Source organism: Staphylococcus sp. GDY8P126P, from assembly GCF_017891965.1.
Taxonomy (GTDB): Bacteria; Bacillota; Bacilli; order Staphylococcales; family Staphylococcaceae; genus Staphylococcus; species Staphylococcus saprophyticus.
On sequence record NZ_JAESKG010000003.1, the window covers coordinates 41,775 to 55,913 of the forward strand.

Genomic DNA, 14,139 nt, shown 5'->3' on the forward strand with positions numbered 1-14,139 from the left:
TGCTTAGTTTTTACTTATGCTTTAAAAGTTCTTTTTTAAATAGTTCAGCTTGTTTCTCTACTGAAATTAAATCTGCATAAATTGCTTCATCCATAGAATAATAAATAACATTACCGTTTTGAACAGCTTTATTATTTTTCCAAGTATTTGATTTCACAAAATCATTATTCGGTTTCTTACCATCTTTAGTAGGAAGGAGTAAATAATCTCCCGAATACGTATTGAATTTCTCTTTTGAAACTTTCATAAACTTCTCTTTTGGCATTGCTTGCTTAGCTTCTGGGTCCTCTTTCAACTTAAACCCTTCATATATAGCTTTACTTCCGCGGCCGAATCTAGGGCCAAATTGATAAATATCTTTTGCTTGAATATCCATAATTGAAAAAGTATTATCTTTACCAATTGCTTTCTTAATTTCTTTACCATCTTTAGCTAGTTTTTCTCATAGTTTATCAGCTTGTTTTTTAGCTTTAGCTTCTTTGTTTACTAATTTCCCAATTTCAATATGTGTATCTTTATAGTCCATATCCTGTACTTTAATAGGTACTGTCGGTGCAATTTTAGCTAATTTTTTATTATTCTTGTTCTCTTTATATGTAATAATTAAATCTGTTTTTAATTTTGCCGCCGCTTCAACATTTTCAGGATTAATTTTTTAACCTTACTCATATCTATATATTTAGAATCTGGAAATACATTTGTGATAGCGACAGGTTTAACACCTAATTTTTAAAGTTTCCATAATTAGCGGTTAACACAAGTACCCTTTTTGGATTTTTAGGTATTTTTACTTTACTACCATCATCTGTAGTATAAGTCTTTGTATCTTTGTCATCTTTTGACTCTGAATTTTTCGAACCATTACCGCAAGCTGCTAAAAATAATAACAAACATAACATCAAGCATAAAAATTTGTTCAAAACGATAACCTCTTCTCTTGTTTATTACTACTATTTTAATCGAAAACGATTATCAATTGCAATAGAATAAAATGAACTTTTAAAATAATTAGTTGCTTCTAATTTATAAAAAAATAATTTACCAAATACTTTTATAGTTATATTTTTGCTATTATATATTAAAGGAGTTGTTATTTATGTTCAATCAATTTTTAGGTATTGATCATGTTCAGTTAGCTGCACCACCTCACAATGAATCGTTAGCAAAGGCTTTTTATTCTGATAAATTAGGTTTTAAAGAAATAGCAAAACCCTCCAATCTCGCGAAAAATGGTGGCGTTTGGTTTCAAGTTGGTGACCAACAACTACATATTGGTGTTCAAGATGACTTTAAACCAGCAACAAAAGCCCACCCAGCGTTTTTAGTACAGAACGCTTCAGATATACGGAAAGAACTTGAAGCTAAAGAAATTGAAATCATCTATGGTGATGAACTTGAAGGCGCCAATCGTTTTTATATCTATGACCCATTTGGTAACAGAATTGAAATTATAGAATGGTTATGATATTTCAAACTAAAAAACCAGAACGAGACATAATGGTGACTCGCCCTGGTTTTTTTATGTGCACCCATAAGTTGAATACGTGTTATTTATAACAACTACACTTCAAGATACATTAAGTCTTCATCATAATACCTATGACCATCAAAGATTGATTTAGGTTCCCTACCATAACGCTGAAACCCTAATTTTTCATACAAACGAATGGCTTGTGTATTCTCAGATAATACACATAAGCCAATGATTTTCACAACACCAACCACACTAACATCGTTAATGATATGTTGTATCATTTGAGCTGTAATACCTTGACCTCTATATCGGGGATCACAATAGACAGTCACTAAGTTACCTTTATGTTTTACCTTTTCCATTCTCTCACTATAAAATGTAGCGATACAAATAAGCTCCCCACTATCAAACGTGCCTATCGTAAAATGCGTATCATTTAATTTAAGCCGTGCTTTAAATTCATCTTCCGGCAATGATTTTTCACGTTCATATGTTGATACAAATCCCTTTGGATCCGTCTGTAACGATTTTAATCGAATGGCTCGGTACTGTTTTACATCTCTTTCGGTAAGGTATCGCATTTCCATTTTTCTCACTTCTTTCACGAATACATTCAAGCTAAACTATTAGAAAAATGAACAAAATCAAAAAGTCCTGATAAAAATTTCATAGTCTTCGCTCTTATTAAATAACGCGTTAAATGAATCTCATTTGCGTAATACATGAGCTAGCGTTTTTATATTTGTAACTTAGCATGTAGATTACAGTCCATATAAATTAATTTGGCCGAGACACTTCTTATTAATGTCCCGGCCTTCTAATATTTCATTTATGTTTAAACAGGTCTCACTGTCACTTCATTCACATTGACATGGCTTGGTTGCTGTAATGCATAAATTGCTGCTTCTGCAATATCTTTAGGATCTAATTTTTTGCGTGCTCCCCAATCTGTATCTCCACTTAATGGTGTATCAACCATCCCAGGAGAGATACTTGTCACACGTACGCCTGTTTTCGCTAATTCTTTTTCTAGACCTTGTGTAATACTGTGTACAGCTGCTTTGGATGCACTATAGAGCGTGCTTTTTTTAGTAACTTCAAATCCAGAAATTGAGGCAATATTGATAATGTGACCACTAGACTGATTTAGCATAGATGGTAGCACAGCATTAATTGTATATAAGGTACCTTTGATATTCACATCAATCATTGCTTCCCATGCTTCAACGTCACCCTCAGTTATTGCTGATGATAACATTAAGCCAGCACTATTCACTAAAATATCAATCTGACCAAATTTTTCTTTTGTTTTTTCAACTAATTCTGTTACTTCTTCTTTGTGTGTAACATCCACAATACTTGTCTCAACTACTGCTTGTTTATTATCTTGTATACGTTTAGCCACTTCTGCTAAGCGCGACTCATCTCGTCCTGTTAAGACAACTTTGACTCCTTGATTAGCTAATGTTTCGGCTATACTTGCACCGATACCACTACTCGCTCCTGTTACGACTGCCACTTTATCTTGTAATTCAACCATGTATATCTTCCTTTCTATTTATACTTCTCTATATTTATTTAAATATTTCCCTAATTACGGTTATTGTATCATGGCGTTTTCATTTTCTTGAAAGTTTTGCTTTTGATCAGCTTGTCAATATCCATATTTCAATATAAAGTGGGTATATAATAAAGTATATATTAATAATGTTTATTGTAGCGTTAAGGGAGGGGCATATATATTATGAATTTTGATGAAAAATTAGAAGCATTAAGAAAATCAATAGATCGAACAAGTTTCCAATTTCATTTTGAAGATTTATTCGACAAAGATGAATGGATTCAAATGCCTATATTAGAACGACAACAATTAGAAAAAACTTTCCGTAAATATGTAGCACAACATAATCACTTACGCATTCCTTATGCATCTGAAGAACATATTCGTATGCGTATGTACAACTCTTTATATGATTTTAATGAAATCAAGCATAATTTTAAAGATTATGTTTAATTGTCATCATTAAATACTATAACTAAAAGCCTATGTTACTGGATGGACAGTAAACATAGGCTTTTTAAAATACTTTAGGGCGTTTCAAATAAATCATGAAAGTTAATACGAGGGAGAAAAACTTTAAAAATAATACCCGTTTGCTATATTAATAGATTGTGAATACAACAAAACTTTTTAATTACTTGATGCATACAGTGTATTAATGATTAACTAATAGCGTCTTTTTCAATCCATAGTTGTATAACTTTTCTGCATCAATATAAGCTATATAGTCAATACTTCTGTATCCATCTTTAATATCATTAATAATACCTTGATTTACACCTGTATGAGTGTAAATTTCATAGCTGCTTTCATTTGAAAAAATAACCTTTTCAATTACTTCTCTCATATGAATCACTCCGTATTTTTTCTTTCGCAAAGCTTGCGTCATTTATTACATCTTTATCTTAATTCATAAGGATACAAATTGGAAGTGTTTTGTGATTAATTTCACAAAATTATCACTTTTGCCTTTCTCCGGTTAATTTCCTTAGTTTTAAAATTGACAATATAATCAATACAGCAATTTTAACTTCTGTTAAGATACACGAAGTTTTTAATTTCAATCTGTACAATCGAAACCAATGAGATCTTATTGCTTACTGAAAAGTGCATTAATACAACCTTTTTATATAAATAGATGACTGTTAATTTATTTTGTTATTTACTTAACCTTTTTATAATAAATTCAACCTAAAGTGATTATATTGTGAGTTATATCACATAATATGATTGAATCCTATAGTTTTTTTGAACTTGAAATGCTAACTTTAATAGTATAAAGAAAGCGCTTTATTTTACACTCTGCTTTTCTTTTATCTATTTTCATTTCAACACTCAAGCTCTATAAACGATACATATCGATTGTTTAATCAATCAATTTATTTCGAGAGGAATTTTTAACATGATCGAATCATTAACACAATACAAACCACATTATAAAAAATTAATATGTGTTGATTCTGATGGCTGTGCTATCGATTCAATGACTATTAAACATGAACGTGCATTCGGCCCTGCGCTTGTTAATGAATGGCAACTTGATACCTATTCCGAAAAGATATTAAACCGTTGGAATGCATTTAACCTCTATGAAATCACAAGAGGTATCAATAGGTTCAAAGGTTTAGAAAAAATGTTAGGCGAATTGGTCTCTGAGGGGATTGAAATTGAAGGTTATAAATACATTAAACATTGGGTTACAACAACCGATTCATTTTCTAATCCAAGATTAGAACAAGCTATTACTGCCTCTCCAAATCAAATAGGCTTACGCAAAGCACTCTCTTGGTCTCACATGGTAAGTAGTCGAATTAAGTCATTACCTAGTACCGTGCCATTTAATTATGTGCTTGATACATTAAAACATGCTGCAACATTCGCCGATATCGCCATCGTATCTTCGGCCAATCTATCTGCAGTACAACACGAGTGGAAAACCTATCATCTAACACCTTATTTAAATGGTATGTTCGCACAAGAAGCAGGTACGAAAGAACATTGCTTAGATATTTTAATATTCGCTTGTTGTAGCAGTTCATTACAACGTCGTTCATTGGGTCGCTGTTCCATATATGGGCCTATAATGTAAATCTGTTTATATTTTTTAAACTTAAATATTAAGAAGTTCACATCGAAAACATTGGTATAATGGTAAATTTTATTACTGCCCATATTGACGATAAAATGTTTCAACTCATTTTTGAATTGTTTACGTGACGTATTTGTAAATGGTGACTTAATATGATTGCTGATCCCTTTTAAGTCATCCATATCATAGCCTTCTAGTTGAATCCCCAAAAATTACAACGCATTCGTCTGTAAAATTTCTAATGTTTCCTCGTTCATAAAAAAACACCCCCTATTCCTTTATTTTATTATAACTAAAAATAAGGATAAGGTGTGTTTCGAAATTAATTTTATATACATAAGTGTCAACAAGCATAAACAAAGTTATAGATTATAATAAAACTTTTATATATCTTTCTTGCCAAACTTCAATTTAAAAGGTGCATACAACAATACAAAAATTAATACAAGGCCTAGGTAGCCGATTAATGGGTAGAAGATTGCTACTAAATCTGTAAAACCAACAAAACTCAGACATAGACCTACAATAACGGTAACAGCATAGAACAGTTTGAAACTTTTCGTATCTACGACTGTAAACCTTGTAGCAAACGCATAAAACATACCTAAACCCGTATTAAAGATCATTCCAAAAATAACAATAGCCATAATGACTCCAAGTATTGGTGAAATATGATTCACAATACCTAACATTGGCATTTCCATATTTCCAACGATATCTATTTGTGTGAATATAGCCAAATGACTCAATACAATCATGACGCCTAACGCGAATCCACCAACTAGTCCGCCAATAGCTGCTACTTTCGTATTCTTCTCTGAACCTCCCATAACAATGGCCATTGATGCACCTACAGCTGTATTAAATGATGCGTAGTTCACACCTGCTACAAACCAATTCGGTAATGTTGAAGGTTTCGCATCAGACAAAGTATTTAACTGTGAAAATGAACTATCCGTTGTCATAAAACTATAAACTGAAATAATAATTATAAAAATGATTAAAAACGGCGTAATATTTCCAATTACTTTTACAACACCTTCAACTTTCAGCATACCCGCGAGAATGATAAGTACAGTCATCAATAGTGTGCCAACGATAGATGGTAAGCCAAACTGCTGATTAAGATTTGAACCTGCACCTGCAATCATGACAACCCCTACACCAAATAATGTGAATATGATGACTAAATCAATCACCCATCCCAATAATTTTCCAAACATTGACTTACCCGTGATACGATAAATGACTTCTTTATGAGAATCAGTTTCAGACTTACTTCCCAGCCAAACTAACATCATTCCAACATATGTAAATAATGCGGTCGTTATCATTGCGCCGAATGTTCCCATCATGCCAAAACTTGTGAAGTATTGGAGCACTTCTTGTCCAGAAGCGAATCCTGCACCAACAATGACGCCAATAAAAGCACTCGCAATCAATAATATCCTTTTCATTTTCCAACCCCCTATAGCGATATAACTACTTCCTTTACAACATACTTCCGTTTATCTCAATACTTTAATCTAGCATCTAAATTATACATTCCAATGCATTTTCAGTAAGTTCAGACAATAGTAACTTCTCTATTTTATCATTTTAAAATTAATTCATGTTGTAATTCAATGGTCTCACATTCAAACAAACGGCATTGATATCAACATTATTAAATTTGTTTCATTAAAAAATCGGACAAAAATGATTTTGTCCGAAGCATCTGTTTATCTATTATCTTAGTAAATAATCACCATCTACTGGTAATGATATACCTGTTACATAATCTGAGGCTTCACTAGCTAGAAATATAAGTGGACCCATTAAATTTTCCGGAACACCCCATTGTCCCGATGGTATATGTCCTTTAATTTCTGGCCCTCGAATTGGATCTTCTTCTAGCACTTTCGTCATATCAGTACGGATATAACCAGGAGATAATGCATTTACTTGTATATTGTATGGTGCCAAAGCATCTGCATAGGCGCGCGTAATGCCAACTACACCATGCTTACTCGCTGCGTAAGGAAAGATATTTTTTCCAGCGCGGTATGACTGCATAGAACCTATATTAATGATTTTACCTGAGCCTTGTTCTGTCATCACTTTAGCCTCTTCGTGAGCCATATAATACGTTGCATTTAAATTAATATCTATGACATTTTGCCAATCTTCATCTTTATAATCTAAAATATTATTTCTAATTTGAACACCTGCATTATTAACTAATATATCAAGTGATCCCCACGTTCCAACTGCATTTGTGATAACCTTTGCTGCAGAACCCGATTCGGTTAAATCTTGCTGAAGGAAGGATACATTACCCTCATGCTGTTTCACATATGCTTTCATTTCATCCCAGGCATTGGTTGAAGAACTAACTACAGTTACATTTGCCCCATACATTGTTAAAGCAATGGTATAATATTTGCCTAATCCGCGTGCACCGCCTGTTACTATCGCATTTTTACCTTTTAAAGAAAAACTTTCTAAACTAAATTTTGTTATTTTCAAACTCCTTCACTGACCCTTTTACGTTAAAACATTGTCCAAGTATTCATTCAGTAAGCATTTGTACCATACTATAAAATAAACCAAACTCAATAATTAACTTAATTTAAAATAAGCTTAATCTAAGCCTTTAAAAATTGAAGTTATGTTAGTGAGTCTGGTCAAAAAACATCTACAATGTAAACCGTGATCCCATTCAATCTTCTATCGTTTTCACTGCTATGATTTCGTTTTATACAAATATACTTAAAATCAAGATAAAGACAAGACCTGAAACTGAGATAACTGTTTCTAGTAATGACCATGTTAGGAAGGTTTCTTTAACTGTTAAACCGAAATATTCTTTGAACATCCAGAACCCAGCATCATTAACATGAGATAAAATAACACTCCCTGCACCAATTGCTAATACCACTAATGCAACGTTAACGTCTGATGCTTGTAATAACGGTAAAACGATACCTGTGGATGAAATAGCAGCTACGGTTGATGACCCAAGTGCAATACGAAGCACTGCAGCTACAATCCACGCAAGTAATATCGGAGACATTTCTGTACCTTCAAATAATTTAGCGATTGTATCACCGACACCGCCATCAATTAATACTTGTTTGAAAGTACCGCCACCACCAATAATTAAAATCATCATTCCGATTGGATAAATCGCATTTGAAACTGAATCCATAATATCGGCATTTTTACGTCCTTGTTTGATACCCATTGTAAAAATCGCAAATAAGACAGCGATCAACATTGCAGTTGCTGCAGTACCAATAAAGTAAATAAATGATTCAAAACCATTCGTCGCTGATTCATGTCCTGTTACTAACTGTACAATTGTTGATAATAACATTAAGATAACTGGAGACACAGCTGTCAAAAAGCTGATGCCAAATCCTGGCATTTCTTCTTCAGTAAATTCTTTTTGTGCACCTAAAGCTGATATGTCGCCTTCACGACGATAAGCTGATGGTGTGATTTTTTGTGCAATTTTATTGAATAATGGTCCAGCAATTAATGTCACTGGTATTGCAATAATAATACCGTATAGTAATACATGTCCTAAGTTTGCTTGTAATTCTTTTGCAATTACAACTGGGCCAGGGTGTGGTGGTAAAAATCCGTGTGTTACAGATAGCGCCACTACCATTGGTAAGCCTAATTTTAATTGTGAAACATTAGCTCGTTTGGCAATCGTAAATACCAATGGAATTAATAAGACAAGACCTACTTCAAAGAATAACGCAATACCTACAATAAATGCGGCAACTAACATTGCCCATTGTACGTGCTTATGACCGAATTTCTTTATAAGCGTATCAGCTATTCGTGTAGCACCGCCACCGTCCGCAAGTAATTTACCGAGAATGGCACCTAGACCAAATATTAAAGCAATGTGACCTAGTGTACTGCCCATGCCATTTTCGATTGTTTCTATGATTTTATCTAAAGGCATTCCTAGTAATATAGCAGTTACAACTGATGTAATAATAAGTGAAATAAACGTGTTTAATTTCAAGAATATGATGAGCGACAATAATACAATGATACCGATTACCACAGTGATCAGTGGCCAAATTGTTTCAAACATTTCCGTTCTCCCCTTTCAATATCAAGATTGAATTTCAGCTAATTGAAATCGCCATTCAATCTTGGTAACGCTTTCTTAATTACGTAAAATTTTTATTCCTAATAATATGACACAGGTAAGGTAACGTCATGATTAAAAATACATTGTTTGTTTAATCATGACATCCGTTATACCTGCTCTAATATTTCATCATTCGTCTCCTGTCATATGTTCGCGTTGGAATGCTGCTATTTCTGTATAACGTGCTTCCAATGAACGACTTAAATTAATAAATATAGATACTAACTGTTGATACGTTCTTACATTATCCTCATTAGGATGATGTTTGTTTGTTGTTCCAACCATATCTTCTATAATTGAAAAATCATCAATTTCACCTAATGCCTTCATACCTAATACGCAAGCGCCTAAACAAGAACTTTCGTAACTTTCTGGCACAATTAAATCTGTATCAAATATATCTGCCATCATTTGACGCCAGACTTCACTTTTAGCAAAACCACCAGTCGCCTTGATTGTTTTAGGCGTTTCATTCATCACTTCAATAAGCGCAAGATACACAGTGTATAGATTATAAAGTACACCTTCTAAAGCGGCTCTTATCATATGTTCTTTCTTATGTGATAGTGTTAAACCAAAGAATGAACCTCTTGCATCAGCATTCCATAAAGGCGCACGCTCTCCCGCTAAATAAGGGTGGAAGATTAGTCCATCTGCACCGGGTTTGACATTATTAGCAATCTTGGTTAAGACATCATAAGGATCAACGCCTAAACGTTTAGCTGTCTCTACTTCACTAGCTAGTAATTCATCGCGTAACCATCTCAGTACAACACCACCATTATTAACTGGACCACCAATAACATAATGGTCTTCTGTCAGAACATAGCAAAATATTCTACCTTTATAGTCTGTACGTGGTTTGTCAATCACGGTTCTAATGGCACCAGAAGTTCCAATGGTCACTGCAACTTCACCTTTTTTAAATGCGTTCACACCTAAATTTGAAAGTACGCCATCGCTTGCACCCACTACAACTGGCGTATTTTCATCGATACCCATTAATGCTGCATATCTACGTTTCATACCTTTTAAGATGTGTGTCGTTGGTACAATTTCAGGCAATTGAGCTTCAGTTATACCTAAAAGCGACAAGGCTTCTTTATCCCATTCCAACGATTCCAAATTAAGCATCCCTGTCGAAGAAGCCATTGATTGATCAATCACAAACGTTTCAAAAAGTTGATAAAAGATATAGGTCTTAATATCCGCAAACGTTGCAGTTTGATTGAATATTTCTTGTTGTTCATGTTTCATCCAGAATATCTTAGACAATGGCGACATTGGATGGATAGGTGTCCCTGTTCTTTGATAAATCGCATCGCCATTATGCTTGGTTTTAATTGATTCTGCATATCGACTCGCACGATTATCAGCCCAAGTTAAATTCTCTGTTAAACGTTGATGACTTGCGTCCATTGCAATTAAACTGTGCATTTGTGCACTAAATGAAATTAATTTGAGGTCTTCTTTAGCTATGTCTGCTTCTCTCATAACATATTTTATGGTCATTAACACGGCATCAAATAATTCATCTGGATTCTCTTCTGAAACTTCAACATTTGGTGTGTGCAATGGATAACCAATATTATGTTTCATTATAAACTGACCTTTTTCGTCATAAAGTACTGACTTTGTACTTGTTGTACCAATATCAACACCAATCATGTATTTCATGATTTCGCCTCCTACAATCTTTACTGCATTAAATTGCTAAGTTAACCAAAAACTATCGATGTCTTCACCAACATCATCAAAGTTTAAATGGAATGCTTTATTTAATTTCTTAGCATCTTGTTGTTCTATCGCTTCTATAAATATCTCATGGTTATGATGAATACGTTCAAAATCTTCCGGATTCTCATTCATTCTTTTACGCATAGATAATAATATGAGTGATTCCATCACTGGTCTCAAATTATTCCAGAATGTTTTTAAATATTGGTGCTTTGAAGCCATAATCGTTAATTCATGAAATTTCATATCATGTTCAGTGAAGGCTTCTGCATCTTCAAATTGCACTGCAACTTTCATCATTTCAAGCTGCTTTCTCATTTCTTTTACAATTTGCTCATGATTTAAGTTTTTAATTCTACTAAAAGCAAAGGACTCTAGCATAATTCTCAAATCATAGAGTTCCTTTTTCTCTTTATCTTCAAACGGTAAAACTTCTGCTCCCATTCGTTCAAGATGAATGAGTTGGTCTTGCTTTAATAATTTAAATGCATCTCTCACTGGTGATCGACTTACATTATATTCTTTAGCAATTTGGTTCTCCGTTAATAATGTATCTGGTGCTATTTTTCCATCTACAATTCTCAGTCGAATTTCTGCCGCAATCATTTCGCCCTTTGAAACACCTTCTAACCATTGTTCTGGGTAATCGTATTTCACTAAAACATCACCTCGATAACTTTACGATATACTTGTATACAAGTATATTAAAACACAAGTACCCAATTTGCAAGCGCTTGCAATTATAAATATCGTTTTTCTTAAAGTAAAAAAACCGATATGTCAGGTTTCATCCCTCACACATCGGTTTCAAAAATTTTTTTATTCATATGAAATTTGATTAAGATTGGACAATTGCTACACAGTGATGATCTTGGTCACAATGTGGACATTGTAATTTTCTCGTTTTAGGCGTATGTGCCGAAAACATCCATTGCTTTAAATTGGGTTTAAATGTTGCTTGGCAATTTGGACAAACATAGCTTAGTGCCGTATAAGTAAATATTGTAAAATTTACAGCATAGGTAAACAATATAGGTAAGGTAGATAACAATGGCCACCATTTTTTAGTGACCATACTTACTATTAAAGCAGTATATTGAAATATACCTATAGGTATGATGCGATACAATACAGATTGTTTAAATTGTTTCATTTTTGGTTTTTGATTTACGTATGTTTTTGTTTCTAATAGTTTTTCTAAAGGCGCTTCAGAACGTCGACCAATATATTGTTTAAATTGTCGTATCTCTGCAAGCAAAGTCTTATGGCTCTGCATTTCCTTTTCTATATCTAATTCTTTTTGTGCTAACATAACACGAACCGTTTTCAACTTATTTTTTTCATTCAAGATTGTTTTAATATCTTTCAAGGAGAAATTAAAAGCTTTTAAAATTAGAATGATTTCTAAATCTTGTTTGCTTTGTTCATCAAATATACGCCGCCCATTTTTTGCTGTTTGTACCGTTTTTAATAAACCTTTTCTATCATAATATTGAATGGTCCGAACAGAAACATTTTTTAGTTTCGCTAATTCACCTGTTTGATATTGGCTCATGTAATCACCTCCTGAGTCTAATCATAGTTGATGACGCGACGTCATGAGCAAGCAAATTGTTATATTGCATTGTTATTATTTAATTATCAAATACTTCAGAATGTATTTCCTGCATTTTACTTTCTACTGATGTAATGTCTGTTGCACATTGTTTCAATATCGCTTTATATTTTTCCGTATTTTCTGTGTTTTTATAACGTATTTTATGCTCTAAGCTCGCCCACATATCCATTCCAATCGTTCTTATTTGTATTTCTACGGGGACTATTTCAACAGAATGCGCTAAATAAACTGGGATGGTTACAACAATATGTAAACTTCTATAACCATTTTCTTTCGGATGTTCGATATAATCTTTACGTTTAATCAATTTCACGTCTTCTTGTTTTAATAATAATTTTTCAATAACATATATATCATCAAAGTAATTACAAACTACTCTAATACCCGCAATATCTAATATGTTTTCTTTGGCTGACTCAGTGCTAATAGGGTAACGCTTTCTGTCTAATTTTTTAATTAAGCTTCTCATCTCTTTCACACGACGTTCCATGTGATGAATGGGATTATGTTTATACATCTGTTGAAATTGATCATCTAAAATATCTAACTTTGTACTAATTTCTTTAAGAGCCGACGTATAAAGTTGCTCTAAAGCAACAAAGCCTACAACCATATCTAATGCTTCTTCTGACGCGTTTATATGATCAATACTTTCCTTAAATTCAGCTTTCAAATCGTCAATGTTTACCGAGGGTTTACGTTCTATATACATTTTGTCTTACCTCCAATAAAAAACTTCTTTAAAATTCATTATAGCTTATTATAATTGACTTATTAAATTTAAAAAGTCATTCAAATTTTACGCTTCTAAAAGATTCAATTTGTGTTTTAAGTGGTTATTTTCAATACAGAAAAGCAACCCAATGCCTTCAATTTATGCATTGGATTGCCCTTTTAATTATTTTTAATTGTTCTAGCATGCTTAATTTTATTCATCTTTTTTATGTTCGATAATTTCAGTTCTACGGTTATCAGCGATATTACGTGCACGTTTCATGGCATCTTCTTTTTTATCGAAACTATCAGATGCCTGTTTCGCACCATCTGATTTAATCTTCCATTCATCATCTTCATAATAAACATGTACATCTTTCTTGTTTAATGCAGGATCTGCTGAATCATCTTTTTCATGTTTAGTAATTTTTTTGTTTTTTAAGGATTCCAATTCTTTTTCGGATGCATCTTTATACCAAGATTCTGCTTGCTTTGTAGCAATAGGTATCACGTTACTCTCCTCATAACCATCTTTTAACATGGCATTGCCAATATCAATGGCTTTTTTTCGTTCAAGTTTATCCATATTTTTCCAACTTTGAGGGTAATCTTCCATTGTCCAAGGCATTATGAGCACTTCCAATCTGTTTTGTTCTTGTTATCTATTTACCACCAACATTGAATAATAAACGCGCGCTAGCGCTTGATATTTTGTACTCTTATAAAATGGTGCATGATTAATACTGGTCATAAAGGGAATTATAAAACAGTGGAAATTTAATCACATACA

At 33.0% G+C, this 14,139-nt stretch carries 16 protein-coding genes; 3 read left to right on the forward strand and 13 right to left on the reverse strand.

Translation table 11 applies throughout. The annotated features are described in order from the left end of the window. Positions 1–10: 10 nt before the first annotated feature. Both KA893_RS13945 and KA893_RS13950 read right to left on the reverse strand, forming a co-directional pair. On the reverse strand, positions 11–376 hold the full coding sequence (locus KA893_RS13945) for a TroA family protein (protein ID WP_002482381.1): 366 nt from the start codon (positions 374–376) through the stop codon (positions 11–13). A gap of 346 nt (positions 377–722) precedes the next feature. After that, positions 723–920: a hypothetical protein gene (locus KA893_RS13950; RefSeq protein WP_228160954.1), complete on the reverse strand. Its 198-nt coding sequence runs from the start codon at positions 918–920 to the stop codon at positions 723–725. Between the two features lie 176 nt (positions 921–1,096). On the opposite strand from KA893_RS13950, the gene KA893_RS05575 reads away from it, so the two are divergent. After that, positions 1,097–1,465 (forward strand): VOC family protein, encoded by a 369-nt coding sequence (locus KA893_RS05575; RefSeq protein ID WP_002482379.1) that lies wholly within the window; start codon positions 1,097–1,099, stop codon positions 1,463–1,465. A gap of 95 nt (positions 1,466–1,560) precedes the next feature. On the opposite strand, the gene KA893_RS05580 is transcribed toward KA893_RS05575, so the two are convergent. Together KA893_RS05580 and KA893_RS05585 are read right to left on the reverse strand one after the other, a co-directional pair. Beyond that, positions 1,561–2,061, reverse strand: a complete 501-nt coding sequence (locus tag KA893_RS05580) for a GNAT family N-acetyltransferase (protein ID WP_041079284.1) — start codon at positions 2,059–2,061, stop codon at positions 1,561–1,563. Between the two features lie 248 nt (positions 2,062–2,309). Beyond that, entirely contained in the window at positions 2,310–3,014 is a 705-nt protein-coding gene (locus KA893_RS05585) for an SDR family oxidoreductase (protein WP_002482377.1), read from the reverse strand. Between the two features lie 204 nt (positions 3,015–3,218). Between KA893_RS05585 and KA893_RS05590 the strand changes: the two genes are divergently transcribed. Next, positions 3,219–3,488 (forward strand): DUF1413 domain-containing protein, encoded by a 270-nt coding sequence (locus KA893_RS05590; protein ID WP_002482376.1) that lies wholly within the window; start codon positions 3,219–3,221, stop codon positions 3,486–3,488. A 202-nt stretch (positions 3,489–3,690) separates the two neighbouring features. Here the strand turns inward: KA893_RS05590 and KA893_RS05595 are convergent, their stop codons facing one another. Then, the gene (locus KA893_RS05595; RefSeq protein WP_002482375.1) at positions 3,691–3,882 is read right to left on the reverse strand and encodes a hypothetical protein; all 192 of its coding nucleotides are present in this window, start codon (positions 3,880–3,882) and stop codon (positions 3,691–3,693) included. Positions 3,883–4,437: 555 nt separating this feature from the next. On the opposite strand from KA893_RS05595, the gene KA893_RS05600 reads away from it, so the two are divergent. Continuing rightward, positions 4,438–5,124 carry a glucuronate isomerase gene (locus KA893_RS05600; RefSeq protein ID WP_075339875.1) on the forward strand — a complete coding sequence of 229 codons (687 nt, stop codon included), beginning with the start codon at positions 4,438–4,440 and terminating at the stop codon, positions 5,122–5,124. Between the two features lie 383 nt (positions 5,125–5,507). Here the strand turns inward: KA893_RS05600 and KA893_RS05605 are convergent, their stop codons facing one another. The 8 genes from KA893_RS05605 to KA893_RS05640 form a co-directional block, all read right to left on the reverse strand. Further along, positions 5,508–6,581, reverse strand: a complete 1,074-nt coding sequence (locus tag KA893_RS05605) for a YkvI family membrane protein (RefSeq protein WP_069821591.1) — start codon at positions 6,579–6,581, stop codon at positions 5,508–5,510. Positions 6,582–6,852: 271 nt separating this feature from the next. Then, entirely contained in the window at positions 6,853–7,632 is a 780-nt protein-coding gene (locus tag KA893_RS05610; RefSeq protein ID WP_206237009.1) for an SDR family NAD(P)-dependent oxidoreductase, read from the reverse strand. Positions 7,633–7,861: 229 nt separating this feature from the next. Next, a complete protein-coding gene (locus KA893_RS05615) occupies positions 7,862–9,220 on the reverse strand; it encodes a gluconate:H+ symporter (RefSeq protein WP_037537693.1) in 1,359 nt (452 codons plus the stop codon). Between the two features lie 189 nt (positions 9,221–9,409). Then, positions 9,410–10,957 carry a gluconokinase gene (gene gntK, locus KA893_RS05620; protein WP_037537690.1) on the reverse strand — a complete coding sequence of 516 codons (1,548 nt, stop codon included), beginning with the start codon at positions 10,955–10,957 and terminating at the stop codon, positions 9,410–9,412. A 36-nt stretch (positions 10,958–10,993) separates the two neighbouring features. Then, a complete protein-coding gene (locus KA893_RS05625) occupies positions 10,994–11,674 on the reverse strand; it encodes a GntR family transcriptional regulator (protein WP_002482369.1) in 681 nt (226 codons plus the stop codon). Positions 11,675–11,855: 181 nt separating this feature from the next. Then, positions 11,856–12,572 (reverse strand): MerR family transcriptional regulator, encoded by a 717-nt coding sequence (locus KA893_RS05630; RefSeq protein ID WP_002482368.1) that lies wholly within the window; start codon positions 12,570–12,572, stop codon positions 11,856–11,858. Positions 12,573–12,651: 79 nt separating this feature from the next. Continuing rightward, positions 12,652–13,347 carry a GTP pyrophosphokinase gene (locus KA893_RS05635; protein ID WP_002482367.1) on the reverse strand — a complete coding sequence of 232 codons (696 nt, stop codon included), beginning with the start codon at positions 13,345–13,347 and terminating at the stop codon, positions 12,652–12,654. 216 nt (positions 13,348–13,563) lie between these two features. Further along, a complete protein-coding gene (locus KA893_RS05640; RefSeq protein ID WP_037537688.1) occupies positions 13,564–13,977 on the reverse strand; it encodes a DUF2188 domain-containing protein in 414 nt (137 codons plus the stop codon). Between the last annotated feature and the right edge of the window lie 162 nt (positions 13,978–14,139).